The sequence below is a fragment of the Anaeromyxobacter sp. genome (assembly GCA_016718565.1).
Lineage (GTDB): Bacteria > Myxococcota > Myxococcia > Myxococcales > Anaeromyxobacteraceae > JADKCZ01.
In genome coordinates this window covers 319,857-340,835 of the sequence record JADKCZ010000003.1, presented here as the reverse complement: position 1 = coordinate 340,835, position 20,979 = coordinate 319,857, and the positions used below count along the sequence as shown (strand labels likewise).

Sequence of the window (20,979 nt, the reverse complement as noted above, 5' to 3'; positions counted from 1 at the left end):
AATCCACTACGGAATCCGGCCCTTCGCTTTTGGTGAACCGGCTCCGGGTTGCCACTTGGGTTGCCAAATCCATCCCCTTCCGTGGATGGGCGCCCTCGGGGGTGCGGATGGGTAGCCACCCCGCTGGCAACCCCGCTCCACCCCGCAGGCCTGCGCGTGCTCCTCGTGCACTCGGAGCAGATCCTGGAAGGGGACGAGCATTCCGCCGTCGAGGCAGCCTTGGCTGATGCCAAGCCGGCGCTAAGGGACGAGCTGGAGCACCTGCTGGGCGATGAAGGTTCGGAGGTGGGCGTGGCTGGGACGGCCCCGGGCTTCTGGGCGGAACTGGCGCCGGCGGAGCGCCCTCTGCCGCACCCGCGCGGTGTCACCAAGCCGGGGCGTCCTCGCCGGGCTGAGACAACGCGGCGCTTGTGGGATCCCTTTCAGAGGTCGAGCCTGAATCGGAGGAGCCGCCTTGGCTACTGGTCCCGCGAGAGTCGTCGACCTTGAGGCCCAAGCGCGCCGGCAGCCCCTGAATACGTCCTCCTCCTGGTGGCTGTCGAGTCCTGGTCCTCTCGGACTGCCGAGAGGGAGCAACGCTGCGGAGGGAACCCATGCGCACCTGGAGAGCAGTCCAGTTGATGGCCGTCCTTGTGGGGCTTTCGACCAGCGCCTGGTTCGGTTCGTGCGGAGGATCATCGACACCTGACACCTGGAGCGTAGCTGGCACCGTCTCCGGGGCGGTGGCCCAGGGCGTCACCGTGTCGCTGACCGGCGCGAGCAGGGCCACCACGACCACGGACACGGCGGGTCACTACTCCTTTGCGGGCCTCACCGACGGTGCCTATACCGTCACGCCCTCGCTCGCCAACTTCACCTTCACGCCGGCCAACCGTTCCGTGAGCCTGAGCGGCGTGGATGCTGGCGGCCAGGACTTCACGGCGTCAAGTGCGCAATCCGTTGCCTGCACTGGCGACGTGTCCATCACCAGCGTTGCCGACCTGGATGCGTTCGCTGCTCGCGGCTGCACTTCCCTCACTGGAACGCTGACGATCTCGGGGACCAACCTGACGAGTGTGAGCCTGCCGCTACTGACCAGTGTGTACTCGCTGGTGGTCGAGGGGAACACGATGTTGCGAGCCGTAGCCCTTCCTTCGCTGACGTCCGTGACAACCGAGAGGTACTGCAACACGAAGACGATGGTCTGCTATGGCGGACTGGTCGTTTCGGACAACCCCGCCCTTGACACCTTGGCCCTGAATGCGCTGACGGATGCTGGCACCGTGGAGGTCTCAGCCAACCCGGTGCTCGAAGGCCTGGACCTTCTCGCGCTCACTTTGGGCAATGTGCTGATTGAACGCAATCCAGCCCTGAAGAGCGCGACTCTCCCTGTGCTGACTGCGGGCTCCGTTACGGTGGGCGGCAATGCGACGCTTGCTGCATTGAGCCTGCCTGTATTGACCACGGGGGCGATCGATTGCTATGGGGGTTCACTGACCACCATAAGCCTGCCTTCGTTGACGAGCGGAGCCGTCCGTGTGAGGGCCTCACCGTCCCTTGCGAGCTTGAGTCTCCCTGTCCTTGCAACAGGACCAGCCAACGCCTATCCGGCAACGGTAAGCATCGAGGGGGCCACTGCCCTGCCAGGCTTGAGCTTGCCGGCGTTGACCACGGGTTCCGTCTACGTGGCGTCATGGGGGGAGTGGTCGAACCTGCCGAGCTTGAGCCTGCCCGTGCTGACTACGGGATCTGTCGGCATCGATTGCACGACGTCCCTGAGCACGTTGAGCCTGCCGGCGCTGTCGGCGGGAGCCATCTCAGTTCACCATACAATTGGCCTGACCTCGGTGAGCTTGCCCGCCATGACGGGCGCCGAGGAGTTGGTCTTCTTCAGCAACGCTTCCCTTGCCAGTATCGGTGCACCGGCGTTGCGCAGTGCACTCATCGTGGATATCGAAGGCAACAGCATCTTGAGCACCGTGACCACGCCGGCACTGCAAACCATTGGGAATGGGCTCTGGATCGTCGGCAACCCGAACTTCCCTCAATGTCAGGCCGAGGCGATTCTGGCGAAGTTGAATGCATCTCCGGCCAGGGTGGATATCTCCGGCAACAACACCACCGCGACCTGCCCGTAGCTTCGCCCCGGTGGCTTTCACCACCGACTGCCCCGGCTCCTGGCTACCCCTGCCCGACGCCCATCTAGGCGCCGTGGTGGCCTGCCAGGTCTGCGGCAGGAAGGTGGGCGCCACCCTGCCGCCGACGGAGATGACGCCGGATCCGTGGAGGCGGACGCTTCAGCCCGGGTCGCGCCGCATTGGTACGCGGGCCTGCTCGCGCCCCAACTGAAGTGACGTCCCCCCAAGAGACTGGACCGAAACGAGGTTGAGAACTCTCCTTCCTTCGGGGGCCTCTGGAGAGAGGAGCCGAGGATGCGGAAGTCGAGGTTCACGGAGGAGCAGATCGCCTACGCCTTGCGGCAGGTGGAGGCGGGGACGCCGGCCGCGCAGCTCTGTCGGAAGATGGGGATCTCGGAGCAGACCTTCTACCTGTGGAACCGGCGGCTCGGCGGGATGGGCGTCGCGGAGCTGAAGAAGGTGAGGCAGCTCGAGGAAGAGAACCGGCGGCTGAAGGGGTTGGTCGCCGACCTCACCCTGGACAAGCAGATGCTCCAGGAGGTCCTCAAGGGAAAATGGTGAAGCCCGCAGGCAAGCGCCGACAGGTGGACCACCTGGTCGAGCGCTTCCGCGTCGGCAGGCGGAGAGCCTGCGGGCTGGTGCTGCTCTGCCGGGCGACGTTCTACTACCGGGCGCATCGTCCGGACGACACACCGATTCGGGCAAGACTTCGCGAGCTGGCGCAGGCACCGCAGCGATGGGGCTATCAGCGGCTCCACATCCTGTTACGACGCGAGGGGTGGCTGATCAACAAGAAGCGGAGACACAGGATCTACCGTGCGGAAGCGCTTTCGGTGCGCACCAAGCCCCTGAAGAAGCGCGGCGCCCACCTCCGCGTCGTGCCGGCCGCGCCGACGGCGGCGAACGAGCGGTGGGCGGTGGACTTCGTCCAGGACCAGTTGATGAGCGGCCGGCGGTTCCGGGCGCCAATCGTGGTCGACACCTTCACCCGGCAGTGCCCGGTCATTGCGGTGGACACCTCGTTCACCAGCAAGAAGGTTGCTTCGGCGCTCGACGGGCTCGCGGCGAACCGCGGCTACCCGAAGACCATCACCGTCGACAACGGGTCGGAGTTCTACTCGAAGGAGATGGACGCTTGGGCGTACCGGCGCGGCGTGCGGCCCGACTTCATCCGGCCCGGCAAGCCGGTCGAGAACGGCTTCATCGAGAGCTTCAACGGGAGGCTGCGAGACGAGCTGCTCAAGGCTGAGCTATTCTTGGACATCAACGATGCCCGCCGGAAGATCGAGGCCTGGCGGCGGGGCTACAACGGAAACAGGCCCCACACAGGGCTTTCCGACATGACGCCGGACCCTTCGCAGCCAAGCAACGCCCTTCGGGGGAGGAGATTCTCAACCTCGGATAGGACCAGTCCCCGGGGGAGGGTCACGTCACAACTCGGTTGCATCCGGGGCGGCCTAGAGTTGGGGGTCAGGTCAGGAGACCCAGCTTTGAACAGGCCCCCGCTCGCCGCAGACACGCTCGCGGTCTTTTCGGGCGTCCAGCCAACTCCCGTTCCATACGGAAGCGTACCAGGCGGTCAAGTGGCGCAGTTGGAACTCAAGGTTGATCCGCTGATCGACATGCGCTCGGCCTGCGCCCCCATGCCTCGACAGTCCATCATCGCTCGGGCCTGCACCGACAAGGGCGTAGCAGGATCTCTCTTCATCAGCGGTCCGCTTCGTGCCTGCGCGTTCCTGTCAGGGCTGGAGTTCACGAAGAGTGGCCTTGTTCGAAAGGGCGTTCCGGACCCGCGGAGCCAGCCCTAGTGGGATGACGGGATGTTTCCCCTCGCCAACGGCCGGGAGGCGGGAGCGGCTGTCATAGCTGGCTGGGACAATGCCTCCGTGAACAGGTGGGCCTAAGCGTCGTAGCTGGCTATGACACCGAAGGAAGAACAGGAGATGGAGGACGGCTCCCGGCAGTCGCTCTACCGGTCCTAAGGAGGTCCAAGAGGCAGCCGCCGGGAGGTGGCCCCGTGCCGGAAGTGCCAAGGAGCTTCGCAAGCGCGAGAGACTGGTGCTCGACCGGGCGAGGGCAGTACTCGGCGACGCTAGAGGTGCCCGCACCTGGCTCGACCGTCCGAACTGGGCGCTGAGCTTTGAGAAGCCTAAGCGGCTTCTTCGCACGAAGGCCGGAACTGATAGCGTGCTCGGGATATTGGATCGGATCGACTTCGGCATTTACTCGTAGGCCGAGGCCACGTCAGGGACGAAGACCTCCAGAGTCTTCTTGGCGGAGCAAGGCAAGGCGGATCGAATGGCGCTCACGGACACCGCGGAGAGCGAGGCCACGAAGCCCAAGTTCGTGGTCGTGATGCGCGGAACAACCTTCGCGCGCATCAGGCCTGGTGAGCAGATCGTTGTCGCAGGGATTCCTACAGTTGAAGGGCCGGTGACGTGTGTCGTCCGGACCCACTTTGTCGACGAGGGGTTCGACGCGGCAGTGCCTAGGGGAATCTTCGTCGAGGTCAGTGGTCCCGCAGCGACGGCCCAGAAGGCGATGGGCGCGTTTCCGAATGCGGCGATGTTCTTGAAGTCGCTGCTTTCCGTCGCGGCGAATGCCAGCGTCGGTGACCTGGAGATCGAACTCGCACTCGACGTGACCCCGGGTCGGATGGAGCACGAGTTTGTGCAGCGCTTCCTACCGGCGCCGACGGGCCTTCCTGTGCCAGGAAGGTGGCTCGACCTGGACGCAACGATGGCGTTCCTGCAGACGTTTGGGCACAACCCAGACCTGGCACGACTTAGCCGGGCAGCAGTTCACTATGACTTGGCGCTTCGCGCCTGGCGGCCAGAGCAGAAGTCGATGGCGCTCTCGCACCTGTTCGTGGGGATGGAGGCGCTCACTCCCGTTGTCCGCAGGCGGTTGAAACTGGAGATGGCCGTAGACGAGGAGGGGCTGGCCAAAGAATGGGCCATTCCAAAGAAGTCCCTGGATGCCGAAATCCGGAGGCGCGTTCTCTTCAAGGGTGACGACGTGACCTACCAGGACGCCAAGGAGGCGAGCGACGCCTACGAACACAGCTACAAGGGCTTCTCGGAAGTCTATGTCGTCGCTGGGAGGGCGGTTGTCGACACCGCTCGCTACTTGCGGGAGGCGATACTCGAGTTGTCGGGCACGCCGGAGGCAAGCCGTCTTGTGCTTGTGGCCCAGCCATTTGAACGCCCATTCGAGGCGCTTCCGTTGACCAGGTCGTTTCACGGTGTGCTGCAGGGGGCCGTGGAGAGTCTCGCGCCACCAAACGAACTCTACCCGCACATTCGTTGGAGTTCGCGCATCAAGTCACTACGCCGCGCTGCTGCAGGACACTACGAAGTGATGCCAGAGGATCAGATGAGCTTTGCCATGGGGGACGGGGTGACCCTGGTCCCCAGCCGGATAGAAGTCAGGGGCCCAACCATGGACGGGCTGCCTGCCGCCGAGGAGGGGGGCAACCGCGTCAGCGCAGAGCTGACGCTCACTCCCCTTGTACCCACAGCCGTGGCACCGACCAGGGTTACCCGAGCTTGGCGAATGGTCTCGAACCTGTTCCGACGCTCAAGACCCGACGCAGGCTAGTGGAGGTGCGGCGTCATAGTCGGCTGTGACATTCAGAGGCACGAGCGAGCGAGTGGGTAGCTATCTGTCAGGCGGGACATGACCAGCGAGAGCAAGAAGGCACACGAGCGAGAGGTATTCCTCGAATTCAGTGTGGCCGGAGGGCTGGGAGTCGCTCCCGATTCCGTGCAGAGCCCAGACGAACCGAAGCCCGACATCATGTGCGGCCTCGATGGCGTGACCACGTACTTTGAGCTTGGCAGGATCCTCGACAGCGCTTTTGTTGAACAGAGGATCACTGCCATGCGGGTGGCTCCCGCCCAGGTTCCTCTGGACATCACCCGAGTCCGGCTTCCTGAACGGACGATGCTGGAGCAGAAGCTTGGGAAGTCCTACGAGGTCGATGGCGCGCCATTCGAGTTGCTCCTCTACTACGACTTCGAGGACGCGAACCCGAGGACGGCGAGCATCGCGGCAGAGCCAATCGAGGGTCTCGTGCGTCACGTCTGGCGCCCGCTCCTGGAAGTCCACCCAAGAGTCTTTCGCCGTGTCTGGGTATACGAGCGCTTCCGACGCGTGGTTCTGTGGAGGAGCGAGGCGTAGAGCGACCTGGGCTGGCAGAAACTACCTGCCAAACTGCTGCCAAAACTCGGAGGCCCTCGGCGTCACCGAGCCGGACGCCACTGCACTCCCTGGACCGAACGAAGCCCTCGACGCGACAACGGAAACCGGGAAAGTCTGTGTGCCGTCGCGTAGTTAGCTAAGCGCCATACTTCTCTTTCCAATCCTGTCTCCCCGACTCATAAACGGTTGAAAGAACAGGGGTCCTCACGGGCCCCTGTTCTTTTGCAGCGCCTTTGCAGAGAGGCAGCCCTACCGGCCCGCAATGGGCGAGGCCGGGCGCATCTCCCGTCCCGTCGGATCGGTCTCGAGGACGCTCTCGTGGAGCGAGCCGATCTCGGAGATCGGCTGCCCGTCGGCGTCGATTCGAACCAGCGCCCACTCGACGCGGGGGGCGTCGCTCGAGGGGTAGGTGACGACGCCCGGGTCGGAGAGCTGGTAGGCCAGGCCAGCCATCGTCTCCCACTGCATCACGCGCACGAGTTCGGCGAGGTCGCTGCGGGAGGCTCCTGCGGCCAGGAGGCGCCTCAGCGCCTGGCCGGCGCCTGCCCCAGGCTCCGTGGGCCGGGCCTCGCTTCGCGCGACGAGGGGATCGATCCAGCTGGTGTCGCCATCCTTCAGGACGGCCTGCCATGCGCCTCGAAGGAAGACGAGGCGCCCATACTGGTCGATGCCTTCCTCGGCCTGCGAGCGAGCCCAGGTCTCCGGATCCGAGACTCCCCATGCGCGAAAATCGTCCGTGAGCGCTTCGACGCTCTTGTCGTCAGGGCCGGATGCCATGGGCAGACTAAAGCACGGCCCAGTTGAACCGGTCCAGACTATGAGTGCACGGGCGTCGGAGCCAACAGCGAAGCCGAGATCAAATTGGAATCGTTGGCCCTGGCCCGTTCATGGCCGGTAGGGCGGCAAGGGCTCCGCACCTGCGGGCCGTGTACCGCGACCGGAGTGTGGCGGCGGGTGACCGGCTCGGTCCGCCCCGCCCCCTACCGCCGCCGGTAGTGCAGCGCCACGATGCCCGACTTGAGCCGCTTCGAGGCCACCAGCTCCAGGCGCAAGGAGGCCTGCAGGCCGGCGAACAGGTACGGTCCGTGCCCGGCCACCACGGGGTGGATCAGGAGGCGGTATTCGTCCACCAGGCCCAGGCGCAGGAGCTCGGCGGAGAGCATGGGGCTCCCCACCATCACCCCGCGCGGCGTGGCCTTCTTGAGCGCCCTCACGGCCCGGGCCAGGTCCCCTCGGACGTGGTGCGTGTTGCTCCACGGGAAGTCGCGGCGGGTCGTCGAGACCACGTACTTGGGCTTGGCCTCGAGCTTCCTGGCCCAGGCCCGGTCCGACGGCGCCGCCTTCGGATCCTTCGCCACCTGGGGCCAGGCGGACTCCATCAGCTCGTAGGTGGTGCGCCCGAAGAGCATGGCGCCCGCCGAGTCCATGGCCCGGGTCCAGTAGCGGTGCATCTCGTCGTCGGCGACCCCCTCGCGGTGGTCGCAGCAGCCATCCAGCGTCACGTTGAGCGCGAAGGTCAGGAGTCCCATGCGTTCGGCTCCTAGCCAGGTGGCTGCGCCGTTTCAAGCCACCGGCCTCCCCGACGACGCGGGCGCCCTCAGGGGCCCATCATCGCCAGCGCAGCAGCAGCACGCCTCGGACAGCTGGGTGGCACCCGCCGCGATCAGGTTCGGCAGCCAGTCCACGGGGCGAAGGTCGGATCCGGGGGCCATCGCCAGCCGATGACCCTCACCTCGCTTGCACGCCCGCCGACGGTGGGGGGCGGACGGCCCGGGGCCGGAAGGGCCCGGAAGGGGCAGACTCGGTGTGGGAGGTCATCCGCGGCGCGGTCGCATTACAGACGAGGACCGATGGGGGCGCCGGGCTGACCGTGACGCGGGAGGACTCCTGAAGGCCTACACGTACGACCGGTTCGGACCGCCCGAGGTCCTCACGCTGAAGGAGGTTCCGAAGCCGGTGCCCGGGGACCACGAGGTCCTCGTCCGGGTCCATGCGACGACCGTCACCGCCGGCGACTGGAGGGTCCGCAGCCTCGACGTCCCGAGAGGCTTCGGGCTCCTCTCCCGGCTGGCGCTCGGCTTCTCCGGGCCGCGCCAGCCGATCCTCGGGACGGAGCTCTCCGGCCAGATCGAGGCGACCGGGAAGGCGGTCACACGGTTCCAGGTGGGCGACGAGGTCTTCGGCTTCACCGGGACGCGCATGGGCTGCCACGCCGAGTACCGGTGCCTGCCGGAGGAGGGGCACGGCCGGAAGGACGAGGCCGTGGCGCTCAAGCCCGCCAGCCTCGGCCACGAGGAGGCGGCGGCCCTGTCCTTCGGCGGGACGACCGCGCTGAGCTTCTTCAGGAGGGCGAAGCTCCAGCGCGGAGAGCAGGTGCTGGTCGTCGGCGCCTCGGGCGGGGTGGGGACCGCCGCGGTCCAGCTCGCCCGGCACCTCGGGGCGCGCGTGACCGGCGTGTGCAGCACGGCCAACCTCGAGCTGGTGCGCTCCATCGGGGCCGAGCAGGTGATCGACTACACGAATGAGGACTTCACCCGGAGCGGCGCGCGCTACGACGTCATCGTCGACACGGCCGGCACGGCGCCCTTCTCCCGCTGCGAAGGCTCGCTCGCCGAGGGGGGGCGCTTGCTCGTGGTCCTCGGCTCGCTCCCCGAGATGCTGCGGGCGCCCTGGGTGTCGCTCACGACGACGAAGAAGGTCATCGGGGGCGTGGTGAGCTGGGGCGTGGAGGACCTGCGCCTCCTGGCGACCCTCGCCGAGGCCGGGCAGTACAGGCCGGTCATCGATCGCCGCTACCGGTTCGAGGAGATGGTCGAGGCGCACCGCCACGTCGACGCGGGGCACAAGCGGGGGAACGTCGTCGTGACGGTGTGATCACGCCTCCGGTGGCGGGCCCGCGCCGCCACAGGGACTGAGCGAACACCATGACACCCCCATCGCACCGCCACCCGGCGACGCGAGACCCGGCCTGCGCATCCCGGCGGCGCTGGCGCTCCAGATGGCCGCTTCGGCCCCACGGTCCAGCTCAACGCGGCAGCGGCGTCCCGAGCCCCTGCAGCGCCTCCCGCAGCGCGGGGCCGAGCGGCTTCAGGAGCTCGGCGTTGTAGGCCCCGCCGGTCCCGGGCTCGACGGTGGCCCGGAAGAGCTGGTGGCTGGCCACCGCGTACCGCCGCGAGGTGGCGGCCAGCGAGCCCTCGGCCACCGCCGGATCGACGTTGGTCAGGAAGATGGAGAGGGTCGCGTCGGAGTTGCGGACCAGCTCGATCAGGCGGAACTGCTGCGGGAAGTCACGCAGCGACGGGTTCCAGATCTCCCAGAAGCCGTGGCCCGCCGAGGCCGGGCGGGCCGGATCGAGCGACGGCCGAGCCGTGACGTTGCTGCGGTGGACGTGGCCGGAGAGCCAGGCCACCAGGTTCGGGTACGCGTTGAGCCTGGCGGCGATCTCGGCGGCGGTGAGGAGGGGCGCCGCCCGCCGCCAGTTGACGTAGGTGAGCGGGACATGGGCCGCGATGATCATGAGCTTCCCCTCGGCCTGGCCCGCTTCGAGCTCGGCCAGCAGCCAGGCGAGGCGGTCGGCGCCGAGGTACCCCTGGCCGTGGAGGGCGAAGTCGTCGGCCGGCTGGGTGTCGTCGAGCACGATCACCTTGAGCGGCAGGGTGGCCATGGGCTCGAAGGTGTAGCTGGCGGAGTCGGCGGCGACCGCGTCGGCCGTGAAGCCGTGGCCGGCCGGGCGCGACGTGGAGCCGAGGAACTCCTCCAGGTACTCCGGCCGGCTCAGCGGGCGCCGGTCGGGGTCGGCCGCCGGGACCCGTGGCGGGCTCGGGAAGGTGTCGACCGGGCCGGCGCCGAAGACGTCGCCGAAGGGGGTCCGACCGTCGAGGGCCCCCATGTAGAAGCCGTGGCTCTCGATCCCCTCCGGTGCGGTGAAGACGTCACCGAGCTCGAGGATCAGGTCGCCGGTGTAGGCCGCCCGGATCCGGTCGGTGACCGGGGCCGTCCCCATCCACAGGTCGTCATGGTTGCCGCGGACCTGGTACCAGGCGATGGCCGGGTCGAGCCCGGCGGCCTGGAAGGGGTCCTGGTGGTCGTTGCCCGGGCCGGGGATGGGGTCGTCCTCGTCGCCCGAGTCGGGGCGCACCACCCGGCCGTCCATCACGTCGAGGTACCAGCGGAGCTCGTCGTGCTGGTTGTTGTTGGTGACGTCGCCGAGGCTCAGGCCGAAGTCGATGGGCCGCTCGCGGTGGATGGCGTTGACCGTCTGGACCGCCGCGTCGAGCACCTGCGTCGTGTAGAGCATGACCCCGGAGTAGGCCGAGGAGCTGCCACCCTGCCAGCCGAAGTTGACGGCCTGCGCCGGCGACTCCTCGTCGCCGACGTGGATGTCGGAGAAGGCGAAGAGGCTGGCCAGGCGAGCGGCCCCGCTGACCTGGGCGCCGGTGTAGCCGGGCGGCATCAGGTCCAGCCGGCGCCCGGCGTCGTACCCCGCGGCGAGGCGCCAGGTGCCGTAGCCTGCCGCCTCGTACCTGGAGAGCTCGTGGGGGAAGATGGTCGGCGCGCCCCAGGGGCTGGCGTCGGGCAGGACGATCCGCTGGCGCGTGGTGAGGACCTCCGGGGCGTTCGGGTAGGCGACCGGCGGGCGGGTGCGCGCCTCGCCACCGGTGCAGCCGCTCGCGCCGGCGAGGAGGACTCCGGCCAGCACCAGCTGGAACCCTGCGCGACCTGCGAGCATGTGTGCACCGCCTCTCGTCACCACCACCGGGCCGACGCCAGGTCGTGCAACGCCCGCGCCAGCCAACGTGGGGCCAGGGTTGCCACGAGGCGCCGCCCGCGGCGCCCTGAGAGCCACGGCAGGCGCGCGGGCCAGCGCGGGCCGTCTCAACCACGATCATCCGCGCCAGGTGTAGGCGCGACCCTGCGCGCAGGTCTCCTCGGCCCCCGGGTCGCTGGCGGTGCAGGTGCGCCTGACCGGCGCCTTCCGCTTCGTGGTGGTGGCGGCCCCCTCGTACCTCGCCAACCACGGCGGGCTGGCGATGGGCCTGGTGGAGCACCGGTCGCAGCGCTCCGGGCCGTTGAGGCTCTTCATCGAGACCGCCGGGGCCTTCGCCGCGAAGAGGTCGTGAGCGCTCCCTCCCCCGTCCCGCGGCCATGGCGTTGGCGTGCGCGGACCAGGAGTGCAATCATCCGCGTCCATGCAGGCGCACGCCCTGTCCTACCTCCTCCGGCGCGTGCCCTGCCTGGGCCTGGCGGCGCTCCTCCTCGGCGCGGGTGGCGCCGCCGCCTCCGGTGGGTCCGCGTCACCGGTGGCCGCCGCGCCCGCGGCGTCGCCGGCCGAGCCCAGCCCCTTGCCCTGCGCCAGCGCCACGGCGTGCGAGCGGCTCGGCTGGCAGCACGCCAGGGGCGACGGCGTGCCGCAGGATTCGGCGCTGGCCGGGCGGCTGCTGGGGGAGGCGTGCCGCCTCGGCGCCGGCCAGGCCTGCCTGGCGCTGGCGGCCGTCGCGCACCAGGACCCGACGAGCGAGGAGGCGAGGGCCAGCGCCAACGCCTACCTCCACCAGGGCTGCGCGGCGGGGAGCGGCGACGCCTGCGCCTGGCTCGGGCACAGCCTCGAGATCGGTCGGGGCGTGGCCAGGGACGAGGCCAGCTCCAACCGGTTTTACGAGGAGGGCTGCGAGCTCGGGAGCGGCGCCGCCTGCGCCGACCTCGGCATGAACCTGCGCGACGGCACGGGCACCCCTGCGGACCCGGCCAGGGCGGCGCACCTCTTCGAGCGCGGGTGCACGCTCGGCTCGGGCCAGGCCTGCCTCCTGCTCGGCGCGGCGCTGCGCGACGAGGCCGCGGTGGCCCGTGCGCTGGCCACCGCGCTGAGGCTCTTCCGCGAGGGCTGCCAGGCTGGCGACGGCCCGGCCTGCACGGCCCTGGGTGGCGCGCTGTACCAGGGAGAGCCGACCGAGGCGGAGCGGTCGGAGGCGATCGACGCCTGGGGCAAGGGCTGCGAACTCGGCGCCGGCACCGCCTGCACCGAGCTCGGCCTCCTCCTGGAGCAGGGGCCCGACCGGGCCGGGCGCGCGGCCACCGCCCTGACCTTCCACGAGCGGGGCTGCCGGGCCGGGAGCGGCGCGGCCTGCAACAACCTGGGGGTGGCGGTGCAGCGCGGCCTGGTGCCCCCGGCCGATCCGGCCGCCGCCATGGGCCACTTCGAGCGCGCCTGCGATCTCGGCTCCTGGATGGGCTGCGCCAACCTGGGCGACGCCCTGCGGCGCGGCCGCGGCGTCGAGCTCGACCCTGACAAGGCGTTCAGCCGCTTCGAGCGCGCCTGCGAGCTGGGGTACGCCCTCGGCTGCCTGGAGGCGGGCCGCGCCGGCGCCAGTGGACGCGGCCGACCCGTCGAGCCGGGCCGGGTCCGGGCGCTGTTCGAGCGCGGCTGCCGCCTGGGCAACGCGAGCTCCTGCGGTAGCTTCGCCTACGCGCTCGAGACGGCCGCTGGAGGTGCCGCCGACCCGGCCAAGGCCAGGGAGCTCTACCAGCAGGCCTGCAGCGCAGGGGAGGGCTGGTGTTGCCGCAACCTCGGCCTCGTCGAGGAGCAGGCCCCCGACGGCGCGTCGAAGGCCCTGGCCCACTTCGAGCGCGGCTGCCGGCTGGACCACGCCGCCTCCTGCAGCAGCCTCGGGCAACGCCTCGTGAAGGGGACCGGCGCGCCGCTCGACACGGCCCGCGGCAACGAGCTCCTGGAGCGGGCCTGCCAGCGGGAGGACGGCGCCGGGTGCAGCGAGCTGGGGCTCAGCTACTCGAGCGGTCGCGGCGTGACCAAGGACCTCGGAAGGGCGGTCCGCCTCTTCGAGCGGGCCTGCGACCTGGGGGAGGGATCGGGCTGCTCCAACCTGGGCGTCCACCTGGAGCGGGGCGAGGGCCTACCCAGGGACCCGACCCGGGTGCTCGAGCTCCATCGTCGCGGCTGCGAGCTGGGCACGGCCTTTGCCTGCCGCAACCAGGGCAGCCTCCACGCGAGGGGGGTGGGCGTGCCGCAGGACTGGGACCTGGCGAACGCGCTCTACGCCAAGGCCTGCCAGATGAGGGACGGCGACGCCTGCAGCCGCCTGGGGGCCGCGGCGGAGCTGGGCCGTGGCAGGGCGGTGGATCTCGCGGCCGCCAACGAGCGCTACGAGGAGGCCTGCCGGCTGGACTCGGCCGAGGGCTGCAACAACCTGGCGATCGCACACCTGCACGGCAAGGGCGTGCCCAGGGATGCGGGGCGAGCCGCCGGCCACCAGGAGCGCGCCTGCGCGCTCGGCCACGGCGACGCCTGCGCCGGCCTGGCCCACCAGCTCGACCACGGCGAGGGGGTTCCCAAGGACCAGGCCCGGGCCCTCCTGCTCTACCGGCGCGCCGTCGAGCTCGGCTCCGGCCTCGGGTACAACAACCTCGGCTACGCCCACGAGAGCGGGCAGGCCGTCCCGCAGGACTGGGCGATGGCCAACGCGCTCTACGCGCGGGGCTGCCAGCTCGACAACGGCCGGGCCTGCTCCAACCTGGGCAACAACCTGATGCGCGGGGCCGGCCTCCCGGTGAACAAGGCCCGGGCCCTCGTCCTCTACGAGAAGGCCTGCCGCCTCGGCACGCCCCAGGGGTGCTTCGAGCTCGGCCTCCAGCACGAGGTGGGTGGCGCCGCGCGGGAGGACGCCGGGCGGGCGCGCGCGCTCCAGCTCCAGGGCTGCGCGCAGGGCTTCGCACCCTCCTGCTACCAGGTGGCGCAGCTGCTGGTGGCCGGTGCCGGCGCCGCCCCCGCGGCGGCGGCGGAGTGGGGCCCCGTCGAGGTGGCCTGCGACCAGGATGGGCCGGCCGCCTGCTTCCTGGTGGCGCTGGTGCACCTGCGCGGCGAGGGGGTCCCGGAGGACCAGGCACGCGCCGCTGACCTCAGCTTCAAGGCGTGCCGGCTCGGAGACCCGCGAGGCTGCGGGCTCCTCGGCTTCACCGCCGGGCCAGGGGCGCCTCGAGCGGCGGAGGCGGTGGAGGCGCTCACCACCTTCGCCGGCACCCACCGGTCCTCGCTGGACGAGGTCCAGGAGTCCGGCGTCCGCCGCCTGCTCCGCGCGGCCTCCCGCCTCCCGGACACCGGCGCCCGGTCGCGGCTCCTGGAGGCGCTCTTCGACGCGGGCTGGGTGCCCGAGGACGACGACGGGAGCCAGTGGGCCGACCTGGTGGTGGCGCTCTGCGCTCAGGGCCGGCTCGACCGCGCCGAGGAGGTGGTGGGCCGGGTCCTCGACCCCTACGAGCTGGCCGCGCTCAGGGTGGACGCGGCCTGCGAGGCGCTGGTGGCGAGGGCGCCGGCGCGCCTGGACGTCGAGGCGGCCAAGGCCCGCAACCTGGGCCGCCTGAGGGCCGCGGTGGAGCGCGAGCCGCGCTCGCTGCGGCCCGTCGTGGCGCTGGTCGATGGGCTGGCGGACGCCGGCCGCCAGCGGGAGGCGCTCGAGGAGGCGGACCGGGCGCTCGCCCTCATGGGCGTGCCGCGCGGGCACTACACCGACGCCGGCGAGCAGGCGGCCTGGCTCCAGAACGCTCGCGGCACCACCCTGGAGGCGCTCGGGCGCCCCGAGGAGGCCGGCCTGGCGCTTGGCCTGGCCGCGGCGCCTGGACCGGGAGGCCAGCCAGACGTGGGCGTCGCCATCAACCACGCCTTCCTTCGCTGCAGGCTCGGCCAGCCCACGGAAGCCCTGCGGGCCATCCGGGGCATCGGGGGCCTCAGCCCCTACGGGCGGATGCAGCTCGAGATGGTCCGCCTCATCGCCGCCCATCAGCTCGGTGACGCCGCCACGGTGGCCTCGGCCAAGGACTACCTGGAGGCGCACCGCGTCGACGCCCTGTCGACCTGGCAGCGCGCGCTGGTCGTCCTCGGAGCGCTCGACGCGGCCGCCGCGGTCTACCTGGAGCGGCTGGAGACCCCTTCCGAGCGATCCGGCGCCCTGCTCTATGCGCAGGCCCTCGACGAGCAGCCCGCGACGCCGACGACGGCCAGCTGGCGCGCCGCCAAGCGGGCCCTCCTGGCCAGGCCGGAGGTGGCGGCGGCGCTGGCGCGGCGAGGCCGGGTCGAGCGCTTCCACCTCGCGGAGCGGCCCTAGGCGGATGGTCGGGCGCGGCGCCGGGCCGCCCCGCTCAGACCCTCCTCACCATCCGCCGGGTACTGGTTCGGCGCGCTCGCCTCGCTGGGCGCGAGCCGTTCAGCGCTGCAAGTCCCGCGGCGATGCCAGGCTCCTCACCACGTTGCCAGGCCGGGAGACGTCGACCTCGACCGTGCCGCCACCGCTCACGAGGAGCGAGCCGCCCAAGGGCGTCAGCGCACCGACATGGGAGGCCTCCTCGGCCTGAATGGTGGAGACCAGGCGGGGCCACCCAGGCACGTCGAGGTCGTACCCGCGAACCAGGCCACGCCCAGCCCAGGTCCCGACCCATGCGAGGCCCTGGTGGAACGCGACGGCCCGACCGCGGCCGGGTTCGTATACCTCCGCGAAGGGTACCGGCGAGGGGAGTGTCACGCTGCCGAGCAGCGCAGGGCGTGCCTGGTCGACCAGGTTGAGCACCAGCAGGCTGGTGTCGGTGGTGAGCGCGGCGAGTGTCCCGTGGGTGTCCAAGGCGTAGACCGCCTCTCCGATCCCCGCCCGGGCGAGGACGAAGGGAGCGGTCGGCGTCGAGCCGTCCACGAGGACGAGGTCTCCGTCACCTCCCCAGGCCAGCGCGACCGCGAGTCGGCCTCCTCCGAGCAGCTCCACGGCTGCCACCGGGAGGCCGAGGTCCACCTCTCCGACCACGGTCGGCAGCCTGGGATCGGTGAGGTCGATGGCCACGAGGCGCCCGTCGGCGGTTCCACCCCAGGCGAGCGCGCCCTCGGCGGCGAGGGCGTGGAGGTCCAGATCGAGCGCCCCCAGCAGGTCCGGTTGCGCGGGATCGGCCAGCGAGATGATCTCGAGCGAGGCCCCGTAGGCATACAGGAGACCGCCGGGCCAGGCGGCGATGACCCCGGTGTGCGGCACGAACCACTCGACCCGCCGCCACGCCAGGGGCCGCACCGGGCGGCCTGGGGCACCCAAATCGTGGGCGGCGAGGAAAGGGAACGGCCCCTCACAGGCCGAGATCTGCGAGAAAAATCCGTCGCCGCTGGTCCAGAGGTAGCCGGAGGCGACGACGGCCGAGGAGACGTGCAGGCCGCAGAGCGAGCTATCCTGACCAAAGACGGAGTTTCGGACCGGCCCTCCGGCCGAGGAGAGGTCGTAGATGCCCACGCCCGCCAGCCCCTCCGCGATCAGCGCCACGCTCCCGGCCAGCGCGGCGCCCGACCGGGGAAGGCTCGTGCCGAAGGTCGAGGCGACCGCCTTTGGCGCGGCCGGGTCGGTCAGGTCAACCTGAAGAACGTCGAGTCCAGGATTCCCGGTGAACACCTGCCCGTGGTCCCCTTCGAATGGCGGAAAGCCGCCGGAGAAGAGCCAGCGCCCCTGCGGGCCGGGGATCGGTGGCGTGAGCGAACCGAAGGGCCGTTCGGCCCTGAGCGTGGGGAGCCCCGACCCGAGGCCGTAGATCCGCAGGTAGGAGCTCCACGTCACCAGGAGGTCCTGCTCCAGGAGGCTGAGGAGTCCGGCGCCCCACCAGGGCGGGAGCGGGGTCCGGCCGAGGAGCGCGGGGGGCTCGCTGGCGAGGTCCCAGGCGAAGAGTTCGTACGTGAAGGGGGGGTACCCATTGCCGCACTCGGCCTGCGCGTAGAGCCGACTTCCTCGAGCCGTGGGGGCCCCCATGGGTCGGCAGCCTGGCGAGAAGGTGGCGGTCCTGCTCCAGGTCTCCACCGCGGGGTCACCGGCCAGGTCGGAGGCGGAGATCTGCACGGTCTCCGGCCGGCTCTGGCCGTACGGGATCGGTGGGTACTGGAAGCGCAGCAGCGAGGCGCCATCCGCCAGCGGTGGTCCTGCCGTGTAGGTCGGCGCGACCCAGCGGGCTCGCAGCGCGGGGAGACCACCCGTGAGATCATAGACCGCCAGCGTCGGCGGACCGACCGCGAGGAACCCGTGGCTGTCGGACCAGGCCCTCGCGGTGGTGTCCTTCGAAGACCAGGCCAGGAGGAGCCCACCGGCGACGAAGAGCTGCTGCGGGTGGGTCGCCGACTCGCTCGCGCCGAGCCAGCGAGGTCGGAGCGGGTCCGACAGGTCGTACACGTCGATCCACCAGGTCTCCGGCGAGCCATCCGGGCGGACGATCGGGCAGTCGATCGGCTCGCAGACCGTGACCTCCGGTGGCCCTGCGGCGACGTAGGCCAGGTGCCCAGCGACCGCCACGGCGTCCGCCCAGCTGCCGCCGAGCGGCGTGCCCGCTGGGAGCGCAGGCCGGTGGTCGACTGGATCGGAGAGCCGGGAGACGAGCCCTGGACCGACTCCAAGGACGCCCACCTCCAGCGTCTCGGTGCCGCCGGCCCAGGTGGCCTGGAGGAGCGCTGGACCCTCCTGAAACGGTTCGGCGCCAGGCTGGTAGAGCCCCCCGGGACTGACGAACCCGGGGCCGCTGCGGAGGCCGAAGGTCGCGCCGACCGGGCCACCTGCGCCGCGGAGCTCGAGCTGGATCGACCCGCCGCTGGCAACCACCAGGGGTGCGGGGCCGGCGACCACGGGCCTGATCTCCACCGTGGCGGAGGTGCAGCGGCTGGTGCCCGTGAGGCAGGCCCGGATGGTGTCGAACACGGGGCCAGCCACGGAGGTGGGGGCCTGGTAGGTCATCCCGGCCATGGAGCCCAGCTCCGCCACCACGGTGGTCGGCACCCCGGCCGCTCCGAGGAGGGCGAGCTGCACCGTGGTGGACTGGCCGGGAGCCAGGACCTGCTCCTGGAGGCGCAGGCGGAGGGCCGGAGCCCTCTCGAAGTGGGTCGGACTCGAGGCGACGGGAGCCTCGACTCGCACCGGGCCGCTGGCCGCTCCCACTGGCACGCGCGTCGTGATGGAGCGGCCATCCTCGGCTGGGATGCCCCCGGTCAGGACCTCACCTCCCAGGGCATCGGTGAAGGCCACCACCATCTCCTGCCAGGTGTCGAGCTCCTGCCCGTGGAGCGTGATCACGTCGCCAGGCGCGGCCGGGCCAGAGGTATGGGTGAGGATCGGGGGGTTCCTGCCCACGGTGAGGAGGCCGGCGCCCGCCTCCCCCACGGCGTTGAGCGCCCAGATGGTCCAGCTGTGCTGGGCGTGTTCCGGGCCCGCCGTGAACAGCCCGCCCGCGCTGATGGGGCTGCCGGGCGCATCGGTCTCCCAGGTGACGCTGGTGTCGACCAGCCCGGCGACGGCCGCCGTGAACTGGACCGAGCCGCCGACCTCGACCTGCGCGGACCAGGGGCTCACGATGACAGTCCGGGCCGGCAGCACGACCTCGGCCGTGGCGGTGACCGCTGGGGTGGCCACGCTGGTGACCCGCACCGTCTCGGTGACGGAGGCGACCACCAGGGGCGCATGATAGGTGCCGTCGGGATCGATCCACCCGGCCGCCGGGAGGCCCCCGGGCGCGGGGAGCAGGGTCCACGCGACCGCCTGCGAGATCCCCGCAGGTCCCAGCACGGTGGCCTGGAAGCGCAGAGACGCCCCGGGCTGGAGAGAGACCCGCGCGGGCGACAGCTGGACCCCGGTGGCCTCCGGTCGCGCCGTGGATCCCGAGCCACAGCTCGCGCAGAGCAGCATGCCGAGGAAGGTGAGGCTGCGCTTCGAGTGGTTCGGCACCATGGCCTCGCGGCAGGAGCGATGCGATTCGAAAGGCGCCGGACGCAGGCGGCGCTGCTGGACGGCGTGGGGCACGGCAGCCCTTCGGGGCCCAAGGGACCACAGACCTCGCTTCGGCCGATGCGGGGTCTGATGTCGTAGGCGCCCGGGAGACACCATTGTGACACGGAGCGTGCCCAGGGCACCTCGAATCCCGCCACCGTCCGGTCCTGCCGCGCTGAACCGCTCGGCCTGGGCTGGCCTGTCGACCCTGGGCGGGTCAGCGAGCCGCGGAGACCTTACGGGGGACCGAGAGGGCAGCGAGCGCCGGATCCCACCTGAGCCGCTCCAGCTTCCCCTTCCGCCGGACCATGTGCTGGTGGTCCCACTGGATGTCCCGGGCCTTGGCCAGCCAGCGCTTCAGGTCCTTCCTGTTCACCTGGTCGCTGGCGGTGTAGCGGGCCTCGGCGGCCTTGAAGCTGCCCGCCCGCGCGCCGACCCGCCGGATCTGCTACGAGCACCCCCCATGTCGAACAACCTCGCCGATCGGCCCAGGGCGGTCCTCGTCGGCGTCCAGCTCCCCGACGCGTCGGATCTGGAGCACGCCACCCACCTGGCCGAGCTGCGCAGGCTGGTGAACACGCTGGGCTACGAGACGGTGGCCACGCTCAGCCAGCGGCGCACCACCACCGGCGCAGGCACGGTGCTGGGCAGCGGGAAGCTGAAGGAGCTGGCCCGGCTCACCGGGGGCCCGGGCGTCATCGCCTCGGGGGCCGCCGACCGCACCTCGAAGGCCAGGGAGCGCTGGGAGGCGGGGGCCGAGGAGGAAGGGGCCGCCGAGGCTGGCGGCGCCCCCAGGAGGCCGACGGCCCGGAGGAGGAGGAGGCCGCCGGCGCCGAGCCGCTGGCCGTGGCCGGGGAGAAGCCCACGGTGGTGGTGGTGGACCACGAGCTCTCGCCGGGCCAGCTGCGCAACCTGGAGAAGGCCACCGGCGCGCTGGTGCTCGATCGCACCGGCGTCATCGTCGACATCTTCCACCGCCACGCCCGCAGCCGCGAGGCGCGCATGCAGGTCGAGATCGCCCGGCTCAAGTACCTGGCGCCCCGCCTGCGGGAGTCGGCGGGCCGGTCGGAGCGCCAGCAGGGGCGGGGGTCGGGCGACTCGGCGGTGGAGCTCGACCGGCGCAAGATCCGCGACCGGCTGGCGGAGCTGGCCGAGGGGCTGGCCGCGGTCCAGCGGGAGCAGGACCACCGCCGCTTCGCCCGGCGCGACCAGCTGCGCGTGGCCCTGGTGGGCTACACCAACGCGGGCAAGTCGTCGCTGATGCGGGCGCTCACCGGCAGCGAGGTGCTGGTGGCGGACCGCCTGTTCGCCACGCTCGACACCACCGTGCGGGCGCTGCAGCCGGAGTCCCGCCCCCGGGTGCTGGTGTCGGACACGGTGGGCTTCCTCCGCCAGCTGCCGCACGACCTGGTGGCCTCCTTCCGCTCGACCCTCGACGAGGCGCTGGAGGCCTCGCTCCTGCTGTACGTCGTGGACGCCTCGGACCCGACCTGCCAGGCCCAGCTCGAGGTCACCCGGACCGTGCTGCGCGACATCGGCGCGGCCGAGGTGCCCAGCCTCCTGCTGCTCAACAAGGTCGATCGGCTCGACCAGGCCGCGCGGCTGGCGCTGGCGGCGCGGTTCCCAGGGGCCATCCAGCTCTCGGCCCACGTGCCGGAGGACGTGGCCGCGCTCCGGCAGTCGGTGCTCGACTTCTTCGAGGCGCAGATGGTCGAGGCCGAGCTGGTGATCCCCTACTCGAGCCAGGGGCGCATCGGCGAGGTGTACGAGACGGCCCGCGTCCTCTCCGAGACCTTCGACGAGGCCGGCCGCAGCGTACGGGTGCGCTCCACGCCCGGCGTCATCGCCAGGCTGACGCGCGCCTTCCAGGGCTGAGGAGCCGGGCA

At 71.0% G+C, this 20,979-nt stretch carries 12 protein-coding genes and 2 pseudogenes; 9 read left to right on the top strand and 5 right to left on the bottom strand.

Translation table 11 applies throughout. From position 1 onward, the window contains the following. Window positions 1–620: 620 nt before the first annotated feature. From IPO09_11625 to IPO09_11605, 5 genes and pseudogenes are all read left to right on the top strand, one after another. Window positions 621–2,117, top strand: coding sequence for a hypothetical protein (locus tag IPO09_11625; GenBank protein MBK9517985.1), 1,497 nt, complete (start codon window positions 621–623; stop codon window positions 2,115–2,117). Between the two features lie 294 nt (window positions 2,118–2,411). Further along, a pseudogene (locus IPO09_11620) lies at window positions 2,412–3,496 on the top strand (IS3 family transposase). A gap of 679 nt (window positions 3,497–4,175) precedes the next feature. Further along, window positions 4,176–4,349: a DUF2384 domain-containing protein gene (locus IPO09_11615; protein MBK9517984.1), complete on the top strand. Its 174-nt coding sequence runs from the start codon at window positions 4,176–4,178 to the stop codon at window positions 4,347–4,349. Between the two features lie 66 nt (window positions 4,350–4,415). Next, entirely contained in the window at window positions 4,416–5,717 is a 1,302-nt protein-coding gene (locus IPO09_11610) for a hypothetical protein (GenBank protein ID MBK9517983.1), read from the top strand. A 78-nt stretch (window positions 5,718–5,795) separates the two neighbouring features. Next, a complete protein-coding gene (locus IPO09_11605) occupies window positions 5,796–6,299 on the top strand; it encodes a hypothetical protein (protein ID MBK9517982.1) in 504 nt (167 codons plus the stop codon). A 270-nt stretch (window positions 6,300–6,569) separates the two neighbouring features. Here IPO09_11605 and IPO09_11600 read toward each other — a convergent pair whose 3' ends face one another. Next, window positions 6,570–7,097 (bottom strand): hypothetical protein, encoded by a 528-nt coding sequence (locus tag IPO09_11600; protein MBK9517981.1) that lies wholly within the window; start codon window positions 7,095–7,097, stop codon window positions 6,570–6,572. Between the two features lie 203 nt (window positions 7,098–7,300). Next, a complete protein-coding gene (locus IPO09_11595) occupies window positions 7,301–7,849 on the bottom strand; it encodes a dihydrofolate reductase family protein (GenBank protein ID MBK9517980.1) in 549 nt (182 codons plus the stop codon). Between the two features lie 358 nt (window positions 7,850–8,207). Here IPO09_11595 and IPO09_11590 point away from each other — a divergent pair, with 358 nt between their 5' ends. Further along, window positions 8,208–9,194, top strand: coding sequence for an NAD(P)-dependent alcohol dehydrogenase (locus tag IPO09_11590; GenBank protein ID MBK9517979.1), 987 nt, complete (start codon window positions 8,208–8,210; stop codon window positions 9,192–9,194). A gap of 151 nt (window positions 9,195–9,345) precedes the next feature. Here the strand turns inward: IPO09_11590 and IPO09_11585 are convergent, their stop codons facing one another. Beyond that, window positions 9,346–11,049: a TIGR03768 family metallophosphoesterase gene (locus tag IPO09_11585; protein MBK9517978.1), complete on the bottom strand. Its 1,704-nt coding sequence runs from the start codon at window positions 11,047–11,049 to the stop codon at window positions 9,346–9,348. Window positions 11,050–11,269: 220 nt separating this feature from the next. Between IPO09_11585 and IPO09_11580 the strand changes: the two genes are divergently transcribed. Continuing rightward, entirely contained in the window at window positions 11,270–11,440 is a 171-nt protein-coding gene (locus IPO09_11580; GenBank protein ID MBK9517977.1) for a hypothetical protein, read from the top strand. A 69-nt stretch (window positions 11,441–11,509) separates the two neighbouring features. Next, window positions 11,510–15,433 (top strand): SEL1-like repeat protein, encoded by a 3,924-nt coding sequence (locus IPO09_11575; GenBank protein ID MBK9517976.1) that lies wholly within the window; start codon window positions 11,510–11,512, stop codon window positions 15,431–15,433. A gap of 99 nt (window positions 15,434–15,532) precedes the next feature. Here IPO09_11575 and IPO09_11570 read toward each other — a convergent pair whose 3' ends face one another. Then, window positions 15,533–19,126, bottom strand: a complete 3,594-nt coding sequence (locus IPO09_11570) for a hypothetical protein (protein MBK9517975.1) — start codon at window positions 19,124–19,126, stop codon at window positions 15,533–15,535. Window positions 19,127–19,310: 184 nt separating this feature from the next. Then, window positions 19,311–19,469 carry a hypothetical protein gene (locus IPO09_11565; protein ID MBK9517974.1) on the bottom strand — a complete coding sequence of 53 codons (159 nt, stop codon included), beginning with the start codon at window positions 19,467–19,469 and terminating at the stop codon, window positions 19,311–19,313. 87 nt (window positions 19,470–19,556) lie between these two features. On the opposite strand from IPO09_11565, the pseudogene hflX reads away from it, so the two are divergent. Next, window positions 19,557–20,968, top strand: a pseudogene (gene hflX / locus IPO09_11560) (GTPase HflX). The last annotated feature ends 11 nt before the right edge of the window (window positions 20,969–20,979 follow it).

Bases quoted from the DNA above. Each gene is read 5' to 3' on its own strand.
- IPO09_11600 (MBK9517981.1), bottom strand. From the start codon at position 7,097: ATGGCATCCGGCCCTGACGACAAGAGCGTCGAAGCGCTCACGGACGAT.
- IPO09_11575 (MBK9517976.1), top strand. From the start codon at position 11,510: ATGCAGGCGCACGCCCTGTCCTACCTCCTCCGGCGCGTGCCCTGCCTG.
- IPO09_11610 (MBK9517983.1), top strand. From the start codon at position 4,416: ATGGCGCTCACGGACACCGCGGAGAGCGAGGCCACGAAGCCCAAGTTC.
- IPO09_11585 (MBK9517978.1), bottom strand. From the start codon at position 11,049: ATGCTCGCAGGTCGCGCAGGGTTCCAGCTGGTGCTGGCCGGAGTCCTC.
- IPO09_11605 (MBK9517982.1), top strand. From the start codon at position 5,796: ATGACCAGCGAGAGCAAGAAGGCACACGAGCGAGAGGTATTCCTCGAA.
- IPO09_11595 (MBK9517980.1), bottom strand. From the start codon at position 7,849: ATGGGACTCCTGACCTTCGCGCTCAACGTGACGCTGGATGGCTGCTGC.
- IPO09_11625 (MBK9517985.1), top strand. From the start codon at position 621: ATGGCCGTCCTTGTGGGGCTTTCGACCAGCGCCTGGTTCGGTTCGTGC.